Origin of the sequence: Candidatus Accumulibacter meliphilus, assembly GCF_036625345.1 — a bacterium.
GTDB classification, from domain to species: domain Bacteria; phylum Pseudomonadota; class Gammaproteobacteria; order Burkholderiales; family Rhodocyclaceae; genus Accumulibacter; species Accumulibacter meliphilus.
Genome location: NZ_JAZKTZ010000004.1, coordinates 116,277 through 132,168, shown reverse-complemented (window position 1 = coordinate 132,168; position 15,892 = coordinate 116,277). Strand labels below are relative to the sequence as shown.

Sequence of the window (15,892 nt, the reverse complement as noted above, 5' to 3'; positions counted from 1 at the left end):
ATTCGTACAGCAGCGGAGAGGCAATGAGTTTTCAGGTCAGCGTTCAGCCAAGCCAGCACAGTTTTCATGCACAGCCAGAGGAGACGATTCTCGATGCCGCACTGCGCCAGGGTTTGTGCCTTCCCTACGGCTGTCGCGATGGCGTTTGCGGCTCTTGTCGGGGCAAAGTGCTGAGCGGTCAGGTAGCGCATGGCAAGGCAGCGCTCGATGTCCTCAGCGAGGCCGACCGCCATGCCGGCGACGCCCTCTTCTGCTGCGCCATGGCGCGCAGCGACCTGGTCATCGAAAGCCGGGAGATCCGCTCCCTCGATGACATTCCCATCCGAACCCTGCCCGCACGAGTGCATAGCCTGACCCGAGCGGCCCCGGATGTAATGATCGTCGAACTCAAGCTGCCGGCCAGCGAGCGCCTGCAGTTTCTCGCCGGACAATACGTGGACATCCTGCTCAAGGAAGGCAAGCGGCGGGCTTTTTCCATTGCCAACGCGCCGCACGAAGACGCTTTTCTGCAATTGCATGTCCGCCACATACCCGGGGGAAAGTTCACCGAGCACGTATTCGAGACCCTGAAGGAGCGCGATTTGCTGCGCCTGCGTGGGCCGCAGGGTAGCTTTTTCCTGCGCTCCGACTCGCACAAGCCGATCCTACTGGTCGCCGGCGGTACCGGCTTCGCGCCGATCAAGGCCATCGTTCAACAAGCGATTGCGGAAAAGAACGAGCGCCAGATGGTCATTTATTGGGGTGGCCGGCAGCCAGCAGACCTCTACCTCTTGGCGCTCGCCGAACAGTGGCCGGCGCAGCATCCACAGTTGCGCTTCATCCCGGTACTCTCTGACGCGCCCGCGGACGAGTGCTGGAACGGCCGCCGTGGCCTCGTTCATCAAGCCGCGATGGCAGACTATCCCGACCTGTCCGGCTATCAGGCCTACGTTTGCGGCTCCCCGGCGATGGTCGCCGCCGCCAGGCAGGATTTCCAGACGCTCTGCCACTTGCCGGCGGAGGAGTTCTTCGCCGACTCTTTCGACTTTGCGTCCGACACCCTCGCGGCGATCGATACCATCAATCCTACGGACCAAAAGGTCGGCCAATATGAATAAGGTCTTCATGTCCCGCCAGCCGCTGCTCAATCGTCAGAGCAGGGTCATCGCCAGCCGTTGGACACTCCACCTAGGCAAGCACGCGCACATGCAGGATGCCGCGAATGCTCTTGGTGCCCTGGACGACATCTGGACGCGAAGCGAGAAAACGGTGTTCATCAGCTGCGGCGACAGCAAATGCGACGCCGGCTTGCTGGACTGGTCGGCCCCCGACAACGCGGCCATGGAACTACCCGCCGCAGCACTGCTCGGTGCCGACGGACCTGACCTGATTGCTGCCCTGCAAACCTGGCAGCCGACCGCCTGTCTGCTTTTTGATGCGCAGGCCACGAAAGCGCTAGCGGTCGATGTGCCGTTTCGCTTCATCGCTTTTGACGCCAGGCAGTTCACGCTCGCGCAGCTGAAACTGCTGGCGGCGCGCACCAAAAACTACGGCATTGGGATCGCTTTGAATATCGAGACCAGTGAGGATTTCCGGGCCTGCATGGATGGCGGCATGACCGCTGCCGCCGGATGGTTCTTCACCAGGCCGACCAGCCAGCTCGCCAAGACGCTCAGTCCGGCGCAGACGAACATCGTACGGGTACTCAATCTGGTCCGCCAGAATGCTGATATTCGGGAAATCGAGGCCGCGCTCAAGCACGACGTAGCGATGTCTTACAAGCTGCTGCGCTACATCAACTCGGCCGGCTTTGGCCTGTCCTGCGAAATCCAGTCCTTCAGGCACGCCGTCAACATGCTCGGCTACGACAAGCTCAATCGCTGGTTGTCACTGCTGCTGGCGACCGCCAGCAAGGACCCGATGGCACCGGCGCTGATGTACACCGCCCTGCTGCGAGGCCGGCTGATGGAATTGCTCTCAGCCGGACTGGTCGACAAAGCGGAGTACGACAACCTCTTCATTACCGGGGCTTTCTCCTTGCTCGACGTGTTGCTCGGCGTCGGCATGGAGCAGGCACTCGATGCCATGCGCCTACCCGACGCGATCTGCGATGCGCTGCTCGGGCATGGCGGCCGCTATCTGCCCTTCCTCGAACTGGCACTGTCCAGCGAAGGCGATCAGGGCGAGCTGATTGCCGAACAGGCGGCGATGCTCGGCCTGACGGCAGACCAGTTCAATCGCGCGCAACTGCAGGCACAGGCATTCGCCGAAGCGGTGGAGTTCTAGCAGGCAGGTGGCGACTGTTCGGCTGTCGCCGCAAGCGACAGCAATAGCGTCGCGATTAGCGCGGCTCTGCGACTCTGCGGCACTACTCGCCGAGGTAGGCGGCGCGTACCTTCGGGTCGGCGAGTAGTTTCTTCGACTCGTCGGTGATGGTAATTTCGCCGCTCTCCATGACGTAACCACGCTGACTGACCTCCAATGCCAGCTTGGCGTTCTGCTCGACGAGCAAAATGGTCATACCCTCCAGTGACACCGTACGAATAACCTCAAAAATCTTCTGCACCATGATCGGCGCGAGACCCATCGAAGGTTCGTCGAGCAGCATCAGCCTGGGTTTGCTCATCAGTGCGCGACCGATGGCCAGCATCTGCTGCTCACCACCGGAAAGGGTCCCGGCGATCTGTTGGGCGCGCTCCTTGAGGCGCGGAAAGTGCGCCAGAACGTGCTCGAGATCGCGTTCGATTTCGGCCTTGTCAGTGCGGGGATAGGCGCCCATGCGCAAGTTTTCGAGGCTGCTCATGCGCGGAAAAACACCGCGGCCTTCGGGCACCAGCGCGATCCCTTCGCCGACCAGCTGATACGGCGGCAGGGAGACAAGTTCCTTGCCACGATAGCGAATACTGCCACCGACAGGATCGAGCAATCGTGCCAAGGCGCGCAGGGTACTGCTCTTGCCGGCGCCGTTGGCACCGATCAGAGCGACCATCTCGCCCTCATTGACGTGAAACGTGATGCCGCGAACGGCCTGGATCCCACCGTAGGAAACGCGTAGTCCGGTAACTTCAAGCATTATTCTTCTTTTCCTTCAGGCGACCGAACCACCGAGGTAGGCCTCGACGACGCGAGGATCCTTCTGCACCACTGCGGGCACGTCCTCACAGATCTTTTCGCCGTAGTCGAGTACTGCCACCCGTCCGCACAAGCCCATCACCAGCTTGACGTCGTGCTCGATCAGCAAGACCGTCACGCCATCCCGGCAAATGCCTTCGACAAGGATCCGCAAGGCTTCCGTTTCGGTGCCGTTCATCCCCGCAGCAGGTTCGTCGAGCGCCAGCAATTTGGGTTCGGTGGCCAGGGCGCGGGCAATCTCGAGCCGGCGCTGGTCGCCGTAGGAAAGGTTCTTGGCCAGATCGTGCGCCCGTTCGTGAATACCGACGTAGTGCAAAAGCTCCTCGGCGCGACGAGTAATCGCCGCCTCTTCGGCCATCGTCGCCCGATTGCGAATGATCGCACCAAGCACGCCCGCATGCGTACGCAGATGCCGTCCGACCATCACGTTCTCGATCGCCGACATGTTCCCGAACAGGCGAATGTTCTGAAACGTGCGGGCAATCCCGACTTCGGCCGCCTTGTGCGGAGCATCGGCGGCCAGCTTCTCGCCGTCGAAGACGAAATGGCCGCTCTCGTTCTTGTAGAGACCAGTCAGGCAGTTGAAAAAGGTCGTCTTGCCGGCCCCATTGGGGCCGATCAGGCCGTAGATCTCACCTCGCCGAATGGTCAGCGAAACGTCGTGCAAAGCTTTGACGCCGCCAAAATGCTTGGCAACATCGTGGGCTTCGAGAAGAATCTGTGGTTCGCTCATGGTCAACGCGTGCTTTCGGCAAGTTCGCGACGGCGTTGTGGCGAAGGCCACAGACCTGCCGGCCGGAAGCGCATCACGAGCACCATCGACAGGCCGAAGATGAGCATTCGCAAGCTTTCCGGATCAATGATCATGCGCCCGAAAAGCGCATCCTGCAGCGGCTCGATGCCATAGCGCAAGACCTCGGGAAGCGCGGTCAGCAGGATCGCCCCGAGAATGACACCGGGGATATGGCCCATGCCGCCGAGAACGACCATCGCCAGGATGGTGATCGACTCCATCAGCGAGAAACTCTCGGGGCTGACGAAGCCCTGCATTGCCGAAAACACGCCGCCGGCGATGCCCCCGAAGGAGGCCCCCATGGCGAAAGCCAGCAGCTTGATGTTGCGGGTGTTGATTCCGCAGGCTTTAGCGGCCACCTCATCCTCGCGAATCGCCTGCCAGGCACGACCGACCCGAGAATTCTGCAAGCGGACATTGACGATGATCACCATGATCGCCAGCGCCACCAGCAGGTAGTAGTATTTCTGGGGCCCCGAGATTTGCAGGCCAAAGATGGTCGTTGTGTCGGCAAACGAGAAATCACCGATCCTGATCGGGTCGATCAGGGTAATCCCTTGCGCACCATTGGTGACGTTGATTGGCGCATTCAGATTGTTCAGGAAGATGCGCACGATCTCGCCGAAGCCGAGCGTGACGATGGCCAGGTAGTCACCCCGCAACTTCAGCGTCGGCGCACCGAGCAGCATCCCGAAGAGACAGGCGACGCCGGCACCCAGCGGTAAAATGACCCAGAATGGCAAGTGCAGCCCGAAGTGTGGCGATGCCAGCAAAGCATAGACGTAGGCGCCGACCGCGTAAAAGGCAACGTAACCGAGGTCCAGCAGGCCGGCGTAGCCGACGACGATATTCAGGCCGAGCGCCAGGAAAATATAAAGAATCGCGAAATTCGCGATGCGTACCCAGGCCTGGCCACCCAGTGCGGCAACGAAAGGCACGGCCAGCAGGACCACGGTGATCAGCACCACAGCCAGCCAATGCCGCTGCCAGGGAACAGATGTCTTCACTTGGCCGTTCATGCGCGATCTCCCGTACGTTCGCCAAAGAGACCCGAGGGACGAAACATGAGAACCACGATCAGGACCACGAAGGCGAAGATATCCTGGTAGTGGCTACCCAGAAAATCACCCGTCAGTTGCCCGATGTAGCCCGCGCCGAGGGCCTCGATCACGCCCAGCAGAATACCGCCGGCCATGGCCCCGGCGAGGTTGCCGATACCGCCCAGAACGGCTGCCGTAAAGGCCTTCAGACCGAGCATGAAGCCCATCTGGTAATGCGCGATTTCGTAATACGAACCGACCATACAGCCAGCAACGGCACCCAGCGCCGAGCCGATGATGAAAGCCATGGCAATGACGCGATTGATATCGACGCCCATCAGGGAGGCCACCTGCGGGTTCTGCGCCGTTGCGCGCATGGCCATGCCGAGGCGTGTACGGTGCACCAGATAGATCAGGCCGGACATCACCAGCGCGGCGATGGTAACAATGGCGACCTGCACGTTGGTGAAAGTCGCACCGCCGATATGGAAAATGTGCTTCTCGATCATCGGCGGAAAGGTAATGTAGTTCCGGCCCCAGATGATCATGGCCACGTTCTGCAAGACCATCGACATACCAATCGCGGTGATCAGCGGCGTCAGCCGCGGCGCACCACGCAGTGGGCGATAGGCCACCCGTTCCAGGAACCAGCCGAGCACCATGCACACCAACACCGAAATCAGCAGGCCAATGCCGAGAATGAGTAGCGGCGGCATGCCGGAACCGGCAAGCGAAACAATGACCGTGAAAGCGACCATCGTGCCGATCATCACCACTTCACCGTGCGCGAAGTTGATCAGGCCGATAATGCCATAGACCATCGTGTATCCGAGAGCGACAAGCGCGTAGACCGCGCCGAGAGTAAGGCCGTTGATCAGTTGCTGGAGGAGAGTGTCCATGGTCGAGCTTTCCGCAACAATGTGCGTGGGGCGAACCGCAGGTTCCGACTCAGGGCGCCAGGAATCGGGCGTGCGGGCGCAAGGCCCGGCTCATGCTGAGCGGATGCAGGTAAGCGCGGGGACGGCAGCAAAGCTGTCGTCCCCGTGGTGCCGGTTGCCAGGTTTACTGCTTGGCTTCCGTGGCGGGAGCAGCCGCGGGAGCAGCCGCAGGCGCAGCCGCAGGCGCAGCCGCAGCTGCCGGCGCAGCGGCAGCCATGGCGCCGCCTTCACTCTTCAGAGTGACCAGCTTGCCATCCTTGATCTCGAAAACGGTGATTGCGCCGTTCTTGATGTCGCCTTTTTCATCGAACTCGACTTTGCCGGTCACCCCCTCGTACGAGGTCTTGCCGACTTCCGGCAGATACTTGACGGGATCGACCGAATTGGCGCGCTTCATGGCGTCGATCAGGACCATCACGGCGTCGTAGCTGTACGGCGAGTAGATCTGAATCTGCCCATATTTGCTGGTGAAGTCGGCGAGGAATTTCTGACCATTCGGGAGTTTATCGGCGGGCAAACCGGCCTGCGTACAGATGACGCCTTCGGACGCCACACCGGCAAGCTTGATCAGCTCGGGCGAGCAACCGCCGTCACCGGTGGTGAACTGTGCGTTGATGCCCAGCTCCTTCATCTGCTTGAGCATCGGGCCGCCGACCGCGTCCATGCCGCCGAGGAAGATCACGTCGGGATTGGTTGCCTTGATCTTGGTGAGAATGGCCTTGAAGTCGATGGCCTTGTCGTTGGTAAACTCACGCGCGACGACTGTCGCGCCGTTGGCCTTGGCAGCCTTCTCGACTTCGTCCGCCAGACCCTGCCCGTAGGCCGTACGGTCATCAATGATGGCGATGGTCTTGGCACCCAGGTCCTTGGCGGCGTAGGTACCGACCACCGAGCCCTGTTGAACATCATTGGCCATCACCCGGAAGGCAGTATTGAAGCCCTGCTGGGTGTACTTCGGATTGGTCGCCGATGGCGAGATCTGCGGCAGGCCAGCCTGGTTATAGATGGAAGAAGCAGGGATGGTGGTCCCCGAATTCAAGTGACCGACGACGCCGACGACCTTGGCGTCAACAAGTTTCTGGGCAACGACCGTGCCAGTCTTCGGGTCGGCCTGGTCATCCTCACCGAGGAGTTCGAACTTGACCAGTTTGCCGTCGATGGTGATTTTTTGTGCATTGGCATCGTCGACCGCCATGCGAGCACCGTTCTCGTTATCCTTGCCGAGGTGGGCAATCGGGCCGGTCAGCGGCGCAACGTGGCCGATTTTGACAATCATTTCCGCCGGCGCCGGCGCCGCCGCAGTGGCTGCCGCAGGTGCCGCCGCCTTGGGTTCTTCCTTCTTGCCACAACCAATCAGCGCCACAGACGCGGCCAGAGCGATCAGAACGCCAGGCATATGTACTTGATTCATAGGTGTCATCTCCAATATTGTGTTTTTAATGGGGTAGCGAACGCGCGATTGTCCAAGCACATCATGAGCTTGTCAACATGCATATCTGTTGTCGAGATGCATGGCGCTTGCTCGGCTGCTCCAAAAAAAGGAAACCGGCCCTGGGCCGGTTTTTCTTCATGCAGTGATCACTTCAGGCTGAGGATCCACTTGGCCAGGGTGTTGGCCTCTTCGGGCGTCACCTTGTTCGGCGGCATAGGCACCGGGCCCCAGGTACCCTTGCCACCCGAAATAATCTTCGCGGCGAGCATGGGCTCGTCCTTGGCGGTGTACTTGTTCGCCACGTCCTTGTACGACGGACCGACGACCTTCTTGTCCACCTGGTGGCAGGTCATGCAGTTCTTGGACTTGGCCAGGGCCGCTGCGTCTTCAGCCTGGACGGCACCGGCAGACATTACGCCGGCAGCAGCCAGCAGGCTCACGTAGATCGCTTTCATACTCTTACTCCGTTCAGAAAGATGGTTTGGTACGCCGCGATATTATTTCAGTTTGGCCCGCTTGCAAAGCCCGTTGATTCGCGTTACCGGTGGCGCAAACGTAAGCGCACATAACGCATTGGCAACACGGAGCGTTGACATCCCCCGGCAGTCGCTGCCCGCCTCGCGGCCGCCACGGCCAAGTGTCAATGCCTGCTCGAAGCGCCGAGGAGGATTCCTGCGGTGATGAAAAAGCCACCGAAAAGACGATTCTGGGTCCTCAATGCGCGCGCGTCGCGCAGCCAGCGGCGCAGTCGCGACACCAGCAGCGCATAGCCGGACATGACGAGGATGTCGACCGCACACATGGTGATCCCGATGAGCAGGAACTGCGGCCACTGCGGGCTTCCCGCGTCGACAAACTGCGGCACCAGCGCGGCGATGAAGAGAATGGCCTTCGGATTGCTCAGATTGACCAGCAAGCCTTGCCAGAAAAGGCCGTTGGCAGGTGCCGGCGCAACACCTGCCTGATCGATCCCCGCTATCGGCGCCCGCCATTTCTCGATGCCCAGCCAGATCAGATAGGCTGCACCAGCGAGCTTGACCAGATCGAAGACGAACGCCGAAGTCGCCACCAACACGCCGAGCCCGGCAGCGACGACCATCAGCTGTATCAACAAAGCGGCCTGCAGACCGAGGATTGCGCGCAAAGCCAGCCAGTAGCCGTAGTTTAGTCCGGCACTCATGCTGGTCACCGCTCCCGGGCCGGGAGTGATCGAGATCACTAGCGACGCCAGCAGAAAACCGAGCCAGAGGTCAAGGGCCATTGGCGCTCCCAGATCAGCGCTTCTTCAGCTGTTCCAGATCACGCACGGCGCCGGTCGCCGCCGATGTCGCCATCAGCGCATACGCCTGCAAGGCTTTTGAAACCACCCGCTGACGCGTGCTTGCCGGCTGCCAGGCAGTTTCGCCGCGGGCGTCCATGTCGGCACGACGCCTGGCCATTTCGGCTTCCGTTATGGCCAGGTGAACGCGGCGACCAGGAATGTCGATTTCGATCACATCCCCCTCTTCGACCAGGCCGATCGCTCCGCCTTCAGCGGCCTCGGGTGAAGCGTGCCCAATCGACAGACCGGAAGTGCCGCCGGAAAAACGGCCGTCCGTGAGCAGGGCGCAGGCTTTTCCCAGTCCCTTGGATTTCAGGTAGGAAGTCGGATAAAGCATTTCCTGCATGCCCGGACCGCCTTTCGGCCCTTCGTAGCGGATGACCACCACCTCACCCGCCTTGACCTGATCAGACAGAATCGCTTGCACGGCATCGTCCTGACTTTCGAACACCCGCGCCTTGCCGGTGAATACCCAGATGCTTTCGTCAACGCCCGCAGTCTTCACGATGCAACCGTCGGTCGCCAGATTGCCATACAGCACGGCCAGGCCACCATCCTGCGAGTAGGCATGCTCACGGTTGCGAATGCAACCGTTGGCGCGATCCACGTCGAGCTCCGGATAGCGCCTGTTTTGCGAAAAAGCCGTCTGCGTCGGAATGCCGCCGGGTGCCGCCCGGAAAAACTCGATCAGCGCCGGGTCCTGGTTGCGAATCACGTCCCAGCGGTCGATCGCCTCGCCAAGCGTTGTCGCGTGCACCGTCGGCTGCTGGCGATGAATCAGGCCGGCGCGGTCGAGCTCGCCGAGAATCGAGAAAATTCCGCCGGCACGGTGCACATCCTCGATATGGTAATCACGTGTCGCCGGCGCCACCTTGGCCAGGCACGGCACCTGGCGCGAAATGCGGTCGATGTCGTCCATGGTGAAGTTCACCCCGCCCTCCTGTGCCGCCGCCAGAATATGCAACACGGTGTTGGTCGAGCCGCCCATCGATACGTCGAGCGTCATGGCGTTCTCGAAGGCCTCGAAACTGCCGATCGAACGCGGCAGCACCGAGGCATCCTCTTGCTCATAGTAGCGACGACACAGTGCGACGATCTGCCGGCCGGCCTCCAGAAAAAGCCCCTTGCGATCGGCGTGCGTGGCGAGAACGGTACCGTTGCCGGGGAGCGAGAAGCCGAGCGCCTCGGTCAGACAGTTCATCGAGTTGGCCGTAAACATACCGGAACAGGAACCGCAGGTCGGACAGGCCGAGCGCTCGAAGCTGTCGACTTCGTCGTCGGAACAATTGCTGTCGCCGCCCTTGACCATGGCATCAACCAGGTCTATGGCAATGACTTTGCCACCCCAGTCAACCTTGCCGGCTTCCATCGGGCCGCCGGAGACGAAGATCGTCGGGATGTTCACCCGCATTGCCGCCATCAGCATCCCCGGCGTGATCTTGTCGCAGTTCGAGATGCAGACCATGGCGTCGGCACAATGGCCATTGACCATGTATTCGACCGAGTCGGCGATCAAGTCACGCGAAGGCAGCGAATAGAGCATGCCGTCGTGGCCCATGGCGATACCATCATCGATGGCGATGGTGTTGAATTCCTTGGCGATCCCGCCAGCGGCCTCGATCTCGCGCGCCACCAGTTGCCCCATGTCCTTGAGGTGCACGTGACCCGGAACGAACTGGGTAAAGGAATTGACGACGGCGATGATCGGCTTGCCGAAGTCGCCATCCTTCATGCCGGTTGCGCGCCACAGGGCGCGGGCGCCAGCCATGTTGCGACCGTGGGTCGAGGTGCGGGAACGATAGTCAGGCATTGCCAATCTCCAATCCGGAACGCGCCTGAGGGTGGCGCGATATAATGCGAATTCTATCCGAAAGCCTCCGAGTCCTCGCGCCGTGTTGATCCATCCCCAGTTCGACCCCGTCGCGCTTGCGCTCGGCCCACTGAAAGTGCACTGGTACGGACTGATGTACCTGGCCGCCTTCCTGCAGTTCTGGTGGCTGGGTCGGCAGCGCATCCTGACTCATCCACAGCTTGCGAACAGCGGCTGGACGGTGCGCCAGCTCGACGACCTGCTCTTCTATGGCGTTCTCGGCGTCATTGTCGGCGGCCGTCTGGGCGAGATTCTCTTCTATCAGCCGGACTACTACCTGCAACACCCACTCGAGATTCTCGCCATTTGGCGGGGAGGCATGTCGTTTCATGGCGGCTTCCTCGGCGTCCTCGTGGCGATGGCCTTGTACGCCCGCAAGATCGGCAGGACCTGGTTCGAAATCACTGATTTCATTGCCCCGCTGGTGCCGCTCGGTCTCGCCGCCGGACGCATCGGAAACTTCATCAACGGCGAGTTGTGGGGCCGCGTGGCGGACCCTGCGCTGCCGTGGGCGATGGTTTTTCCCTGGGTAGACAACTTGCCGCGCCATCCTTCGCAGCTCTATCAAGCGGGCCTCGAAGGGCTGGCCCTGTTCGTTCTGCTCTGGTGGTACTCGGCGCGAGCGCGACCGCGCGGTGCCGTTTCAGGTGTCTTTCTCATCGGCTACGGCAGCCTGCGCTGGCTCGCCGAGTATTTCCGATCTCCTGATGATGGTATCCTTGGCCTGTCATTTACCGTCAGCATGGGGCAGTGGTTGTCCCTGCCGATGATTCTTTGTGGTCTGCTTTTGCTCGTCCTCGCCCATCGCCAACGCATCTAAGCTGGACGCGCGGCTTGCCGCGGGACGGAGGAGAAAAGGATGTCAGAGGGCTTTGTTGTCCGGGGGCTGCGCCGGGTGCGCAAACTGCTCGAGAGTCCCGGCCCGCTCGAGCTGGAAGGAAAACCCCTCGGTCGCGTTCGCGATCTTTTGCGCGAGTGCGCCAGTGGCGTCGGCGGTGAAGTCTCGGTCCGCCAACGCGCCGCCGTGCTGGCTGAAACCTATCAGCACCTCAATGATGATGGCCGTGCCACTTTCCTGAGCACCATCGCCAATGACTTTGGTCCCGACCCGCAGTCGGTCGCCAGGGCCCACGCCGACTATCAGGCGGCCATCGGTAGCGATCAGCAGTGGACAGCCGAATCGGCCCTGCGTAACGCCATGCGCTCGTCGCGACTGCGCATCCTCACGCAATTCAACGCCCTGCCGCAGGGCGTCAAGTTTCTCGTTGATCTACGCGCCGATCTGCTGCGCTTTCTGGACAAGGATCCCGCCCTGCGTTCGCTCGACCGCGAGCTCGAGTCCCGCCTGAGCGCCTGGTTCGATGTCGGCTTCCTCGAACTGCAGCGCATCACCTGGAACTCGCCGGCAGCGCTGCTGGAAAAACTGATCCAGTACGAAGCGGTGCACGAAATCCGCTCCTGGAGCGACCTCAAGAATCGACTCGATTCCGATCGCCGCTGCTACGCTTTCTTTCATCCGCGCATGCCGATGGAGCCGCTTATTTTCGTCGAGGTCGCCTTGACCGAGCACCTGGCCGACAACGTTCAGGCCCTTCTCGACGAGCACGCGCCGGTATTCGATGCGCAGCGTGCCAGCACGGCGATCTTCTATTCGATCTCCAACACCCAACCGGGCCTGCGTGGCGTCTCGTTTGGCAATTTCCTGCTCAAGCGGGTGGTCGACGACCTGAAGCGGGATTACCCGAAACTGACCAGCTTTGCCACGCTTTCGCCGCTGCCCACTTTCAGGCGCTGGGCCGAGAGCCAGCCCGAAGCCTGGCCAAAAGCATTCACCGACGCCGACCTGGCCAAGATCAAGCGGCGGCTGCCGCCGGAGATGGCGCCAGTTGTTGGCGCGTCCGATCTTGCAGCGCTGTTTTCTGCACAGAACTGGGCCGCGGACGAGCAGCTGGCCGCCAGCCTGCAGCACGGGCTGACACGCCTCGCCGCACGTTACCTGCTCACAGCCCGCAAGGGTGAGCACCCGTACGACCCGGTCGCCCGTTTTCACCTCGGCAACGGCGCACGCATCGAACGCCTCAATTATCTGGCCGACACCTCCTCGCGCGGCGGCCAGCAGTCGTACGGACTGATGGTGAACTATGTCTACGACCCTGATACCATTGAAGAGAATGTCGAAGCGTTTTCCCGCAGTGGTGAAATTGCAGCCGCCACCGCCATACGTCGTTCCGCTCGCGACTGAGGTCGCGCAGCGAGCGCTTTTTTTCCTTCCGCCACAGAGAAAGAACTCCTATGAGCCAACGCCCCTTCAAAGTCCTAGGTATCCAGCAAATCGCCATCGGCGCCCCTGACAAGATGAAACTGCGCAAGTTATGGATCGACATGCTTGGCCTCGAAATCACCGGCAACTTCGTCAGCGAACGCGAGAACGTCGACGAAGACATCGCCGCGATCGGTTCCGGCCCGTTCAAGGTCGAAGTCGATCTGATGCAACCGGTCGACCCGGAAAAGAAACCGGCCGTGCATGTCACGCCACTCAACCACATCGGCCTGTGGATCGACGATTTGCCGAAGGCAGTCGAGTGGCTTTCGGCCAACGGCGTGCGCTTCGCACCGGGCGGAATCCGCAAGGGTGCGGCCGGCTTCGACATCACTTTCATGCATCCGAAAGCCAATGACGAATTCCCGATCGGTGGCGAAGGCGTCCTGATCGAAATGGTCCAGGCCCCCCCCGCAGTCATCGAAGCGTTCGCCAAACTGGCCTGAGAGCCAGGCTTCACCCAAAGCCACTTTTCCCGCAAATTGTTCGCCGACAGCAGCTACACCGGCCGACGGCTGGCGCAGAGAAAGCGAGCCTGAGCACAGCTTCCACCTGCTCTCCGAACCCCGCGAAAAGATCGACGAGCGCCAGCCCAGCTGGCGCTCGTTTTATTTTGCCTCTCTGTCGAACACCCCGCCAGGACGACGATCGGTGACAACTGACGTCGAACTTTTTTGTAGTTGCAAAGACCAATTGCACGTTTCGTGCGCCACAATGTTCATCTCTGCGGAAAAATGCATGATAATTGCCGGCCATGGTCGTTCAGGCGCAACCATGAAAAGAAGCATGCCAGCAATTGAAAGTCGCATTGATCTATCTTTTCCGAGGCAGCGAAACCGCTGCCGTCGCTTGGCGCTGCAGTTCGCGGTTTTCCGGTTGCCGCGGTATCGGCAAGGGAACAGCACATCCCCATAAACTGCAGCACCCGTGCCAAGGACACGCTTTCATCTCCAATCCGCTTTTCAGCCACACCAAGGAGGCATCAATGAGTGAAGTCAATACCGAGCAAACAGAGGCCGTACCAGCAAGCGATCAAGCCACCACCGAAAGCGTGACCGTGGACCAGGCCGCGCCTCCGGCCAGCGCTCCAGCCAAGGCCACAACTGCTAAACCGGCAGCGAAAGTGGCCGCAGAAGAACCGAAGAAAGCGCCGGTAAAGGCCAAGGAGGAGAAAGCCGTGAAGACAGCTAAAGCGAAGCCGGCAGCAGAAAAACCGGCAGCAGAAAAGCCGGCAGCCGCGGCGGCAAAGGAAGTGGAAAGCGTCAAGAGCACGCGCAAGACGCCGCTGAAGACGAAGAACTACGAGAAAGCACTGGGGAAACTGCAGGTCGAACTCGTCAAGCTGCAGGAGTGGATCAAGTTCAAGAAACTGAAAGTCGTCGTCCTCTTCGAAGGACGCGACGCCGCCGGCAAGGGCGGAACGATCAAGCGCATCACCGAAAGCCTCAGCCCGCGAGTCACGCGCGTCGCCGCCCTGCCGGCGCCCACCGACCGGGAAACCGGGCAGTGGTATTTCCAGCGTTACGTGCAGCACCTTCCCGCCGGCGGCGAAATGGTGCTCTTCGATCGCAGCTGGTATAACCGGGCCGGCGTCGAACGGGTGATGGGTTTTTGCACCGACGAGGAATACCGCGAGTTTCTGCGCAGCTGCCCGGAGTTCGAACGTATGCTCGTACGCAGCGGCATCATCCTCATCAAGTACTGGTTCTCGGTCAGCAACGAGGAGCAGGAGCGCCGTTTCCAGAAACGCATTTTCCATCCGGAAAAGCACTGGAAGCTCAGCCCGATGGACCTGCAATCGCGCGCGCGCTGGGTCGAGTACTCGCGGGCCAAGGACAACATGTTTGCCCATACCGACATCAAGCAAGCGCCCTGGTACGTCGTCGACGGCGACGACAAGAAGCGCGCCCGCCTGAACGTGATCACCCATCTGCTGAACATGATCGACTACGAAGATCTGACGCCCGAGCCCATCGTCCTGCCGCCCCGGCAGGAGGAAATCGGTTACGTGCGGCCGCCAATGTCGGACCAGACTTTCATTCCGGAAGTGTACTGAGCGACTGAGCGACCGAGCGACGGCGCTGCGGGCGTGCTTCCTGAGGAAGCCAGTCAGCATCGCCCGCACAAGCCAGCTTGCTGCCGGAACGCTGCAGGCCACGCAAAAAGAACCCCGCCGTAGCGGGGTTCTTTTTGCGTCACGCCAATCACGGCCTGACGCCAGTGGCACGCGATCTCGTGAGCCCGACGGCAGGAACTCTACTTGTAATAGCCGACCGCGCAGACCTGGTCGCCGACCTTGGTGACGTACACCACCTTGTTCACCGGATCGGTCTGTCCGGGACGCGGCCACATGTAGGAGACTTCGACGATCACTCCATCCTTGGCAGCCGCGTAAACCTCGACACCGAGCGGTTTGCCGGCCTTGTCCTTGAGATCCTTCAGGCTCTTGCCGACCAGTGACGGATGGGCAGTGAAATTGCCGTCAGGCCCACCGCAATAGGGATACAGGTCGCGGTCCTTGAAACCGCCCTCGCCCTTGGTAAACATCGCCAGGGCCTGGGCCTTGTCGGCGTTCACCGCGGCGACCGCTTTCTGGAGCATGGCTTTGGCTTCGGCCGGCGTACCGTACTCGCCTGCCCAAGCGCTACCTGCTGCTAAAACCGCGAATGCTGAACCTATGGCTAATTGACGTAGCATCGAAACTCTCCTTGAAAAATTAGGGGATAACGACAAGCAACTGCGACAGTCCTGCAGGTGAGGGAGAACACCCCTCAATGGACATGGTAGCTCAAAACACCCTCCCGGTGACTGGCGTCGTGCAGCAAACCCTATACTGCACGCAACGATCTCGGGCGGGTGCCGGTGATCGCCGTCGAGACCGCCTGTGGCGCCAGCCTGGCGTTGGCCTGGCGTTGGCCTGCGAAGGCTCACGGGCGCTCGCCGGCTTTTCTCGAGTGCTGTTCAACGTCTGCGGCGGCGCCACGGCGACCATCGATCAGATTCGCGAATGGTCGACGACGGCAGCGGCGGGCCGGGAGGACCTATAATCGCCGGCCTGAGCAGCTAC

Annotated in this window: 16 protein-coding genes; 7 read left to right on the top strand and 9 right to left on the bottom strand. The window is 61.0% G+C overall.

Annotation, left to right across the window (positions count from 1 at the left end):
- Positions 1 to 23 precede the first annotated feature (23 nt).
- Both V5B40_RS09490 and V5B40_RS09485 read left to right on the top strand, forming a co-directional pair.
- Complete coding sequence (locus tag V5B40_RS09490) at positions 24 to 1,097, top strand: CDP-6-deoxy-delta-3,4-glucoseen reductase (protein ID WP_332354280.1); 1,074 nt, start codon at positions 24 to 26, stop codon at positions 1,095 to 1,097.
- Complete coding sequence (locus tag V5B40_RS09485) at positions 1,090 to 2,265, top strand: EAL and HDOD domain-containing protein (protein WP_332354279.1); 1,176 nt, start codon at positions 1,090 to 1,092, stop codon at positions 2,263 to 2,265. Before V5B40_RS09490 ends, V5B40_RS09485 begins: the two co-directional genes overlap by 8 nt.
- 82 nt (positions 2,266 to 2,347) lie before the next feature.
- Here V5B40_RS09485 and V5B40_RS09480 read toward each other — a convergent pair whose 3' ends face one another.
- From V5B40_RS09480 to ilvD, 8 genes are all read right to left on the bottom strand, one after another.
- A complete protein-coding gene (locus tag V5B40_RS09480) occupies positions 2,348 to 3,052 on the bottom strand; it encodes an ABC transporter ATP-binding protein (protein WP_332354278.1) in 705 nt (234 codons plus the stop codon).
- Between the two features lie 15 nt (positions 3,053 to 3,067).
- Entirely contained in the window at positions 3,068 to 3,844 is a 777-nt protein-coding gene (locus V5B40_RS09475) for an ABC transporter ATP-binding protein (protein ID WP_332354277.1), read from the bottom strand.
- A gap of 2 nt (positions 3,845 to 3,846) precedes the next feature.
- Positions 3,847 to 4,923, bottom strand: a complete 1,077-nt coding sequence (locus V5B40_RS09470) for an ABC transporter permease subunit (protein ID WP_291997448.1) — start codon at positions 4,921 to 4,923, stop codon at positions 3,847 to 3,849.
- On the bottom strand, positions 4,920 to 5,843 hold the full coding sequence (locus tag V5B40_RS09465) for a branched-chain amino acid ABC transporter permease (RefSeq protein WP_332354276.1): 924 nt from the start codon (positions 5,841 to 5,843) through the stop codon (positions 4,920 to 4,922). Before V5B40_RS09465 ends, V5B40_RS09470 begins: the two co-directional genes overlap by 4 nt.
- A 163-nt stretch (positions 5,844 to 6,006) precedes the next feature.
- A complete protein-coding gene (locus V5B40_RS09460) occupies positions 6,007 to 7,293 on the bottom strand; it encodes a branched-chain amino acid ABC transporter substrate-binding protein (protein ID WP_332354275.1) in 1,287 nt (428 codons plus the stop codon).
- Positions 7,294 to 7,460: 167 nt separating this feature from the next.
- Entirely contained in the window at positions 7,461 to 7,769 is a 309-nt protein-coding gene (locus V5B40_RS09455) for a c-type cytochrome (RefSeq protein ID WP_332354274.1), read from the bottom strand.
- A gap of 185 nt (positions 7,770 to 7,954) precedes the next feature.
- Positions 7,955 to 8,575, bottom strand: a complete 621-nt coding sequence (gene rhtB / locus V5B40_RS09450; RefSeq protein ID WP_332354273.1) for a homoserine/homoserine lactone efflux protein — start codon at positions 8,573 to 8,575, stop codon at positions 7,955 to 7,957.
- A gap of 13 nt (positions 8,576 to 8,588) precedes the next feature.
- A complete protein-coding gene (gene ilvD / locus V5B40_RS09445; RefSeq protein ID WP_332354272.1) occupies positions 8,589 to 10,445 on the bottom strand; it encodes a dihydroxy-acid dehydratase in 1,857 nt (618 codons plus the stop codon).
- A gap of 82 nt (positions 10,446 to 10,527) precedes the next feature.
- Here ilvD and lgt point away from each other — a divergent pair, with 82 nt between their 5' ends.
- From lgt to ppk2, 4 genes are all read left to right on the top strand, one after another.
- On the top strand, positions 10,528 to 11,325 hold the full coding sequence (gene lgt / locus V5B40_RS09440) for a prolipoprotein diacylglyceryl transferase (RefSeq protein WP_332354271.1): 798 nt from the start codon (positions 10,528 to 10,530) through the stop codon (positions 11,323 to 11,325).
- A 39-nt stretch (positions 11,326 to 11,364) separates the two neighbouring features.
- Positions 11,365 to 12,747 carry a malonyl-CoA decarboxylase gene (locus V5B40_RS09435; RefSeq protein ID WP_332354270.1) on the top strand — a complete coding sequence of 461 codons (1,383 nt, stop codon included), beginning with the start codon at positions 11,365 to 11,367 and terminating at the stop codon, positions 12,745 to 12,747.
- Between the two features lie 50 nt (positions 12,748 to 12,797).
- Complete coding sequence (locus tag V5B40_RS09430) at positions 12,798 to 13,271, top strand: VOC family protein (protein WP_332354269.1); 474 nt, start codon at positions 12,798 to 12,800, stop codon at positions 13,269 to 13,271.
- Between the two features lie 806 nt (positions 13,272 to 14,077).
- Positions 14,078 to 14,881: a polyphosphate kinase 2 gene (ppk2, locus tag V5B40_RS09425; protein ID WP_332354541.1), complete on the top strand. Its 804-nt coding sequence runs from the start codon at positions 14,078 to 14,080 to the stop codon at positions 14,879 to 14,881.
- 200 nt (positions 14,882 to 15,081) lie between these two features.
- Here the strand turns inward: ppk2 and V5B40_RS09420 are convergent, their stop codons facing one another.
- The gene (locus tag V5B40_RS09420) at positions 15,082 to 15,522 is read right to left on the bottom strand and encodes a cache domain-containing protein (RefSeq protein ID WP_332354268.1); all 441 of its coding nucleotides are present in this window, start codon (positions 15,520 to 15,522) and stop codon (positions 15,082 to 15,084) included.
- 77 nt (positions 15,523 to 15,599) lie between these two features.
- Between V5B40_RS09420 and V5B40_RS09415 the strand changes: the two genes are divergently transcribed.
- A complete protein-coding gene (locus V5B40_RS09415) occupies positions 15,600 to 15,872 on the top strand; it encodes a hypothetical protein (RefSeq protein ID WP_332354267.1) in 273 nt (90 codons plus the stop codon).
- Positions 15,873 to 15,892: the final 20 nt, after the last annotated feature.

Bases quoted from the DNA above. Each gene is read 5' to 3' on its own strand.
- V5B40_RS09490 (WP_332354280.1), top strand. From the start codon at position 24: ATGAGTTTTCAGGTCAGCGTTCAGCCAAGCCAGCACAGTTTTCATGCA.
- V5B40_RS09485 (WP_332354279.1), top strand. From the start codon at position 1,090: ATGAATAAGGTCTTCATGTCCCGCCAGCCGCTGCTCAATCGTCAGAGC.
- V5B40_RS09480 (WP_332354278.1), bottom strand. From the start codon at position 3,052: ATGCTTGAAGTTACCGGACTACGCGTTTCCTACGGTGGGATCCAGGCC.
- V5B40_RS09475 (WP_332354277.1), bottom strand. From the start codon at position 3,844: ATGAGCGAACCACAGATTCTTCTCGAAGCCCACGATGTTGCCAAGCAT.
- V5B40_RS09470 (WP_291997448.1), bottom strand. From the start codon at position 4,923: ATGAACGGCCAAGTGAAGACATCTGTTCCCTGGCAGCGGCATTGGCTG.
- V5B40_RS09465 (WP_332354276.1), bottom strand. From the start codon at position 5,843: ATGGACACTCTCCTCCAGCAACTGATCAACGGCCTTACTCTCGGCGCG.
- V5B40_RS09460 (WP_332354275.1), bottom strand. From the start codon at position 7,293: ATGAATCAAGTACATATGCCTGGCGTTCTGATCGCTCTGGCCGCGTCT.
- V5B40_RS09455 (WP_332354274.1), bottom strand. From the start codon at position 7,769: ATGAAAGCGATCTACGTGAGCCTGCTGGCTGCTGCCGGCGTAATGTCT.
- rhtB (WP_332354273.1), bottom strand. From the start codon at position 8,575: ATGGCCCTTGACCTCTGGCTCGGTTTTCTGCTGGCGTCGCTAGTGATC.
- ilvD (WP_332354272.1), bottom strand. From the start codon at position 10,445: ATGCCTGACTATCGTTCCCGCACCTCGACCCACGGTCGCAACATGGCT.
- V5B40_RS09435 (WP_332354270.1), top strand. From the start codon at position 11,365: ATGTCAGAGGGCTTTGTTGTCCGGGGGCTGCGCCGGGTGCGCAAACTG.
- V5B40_RS09430 (WP_332354269.1), top strand. From the start codon at position 12,798: ATGAGCCAACGCCCCTTCAAAGTCCTAGGTATCCAGCAAATCGCCATC.
- V5B40_RS09420 (WP_332354268.1), bottom strand. From the start codon at position 15,522: ATGCTACGTCAATTAGCCATAGGTTCAGCATTCGCGGTTTTAGCAGCA.
- V5B40_RS09415 (WP_332354267.1), top strand. From the start codon at position 15,600: ATGGACATGGTAGCTCAAAACACCCTCCCGGTGACTGGCGTCGTGCAG.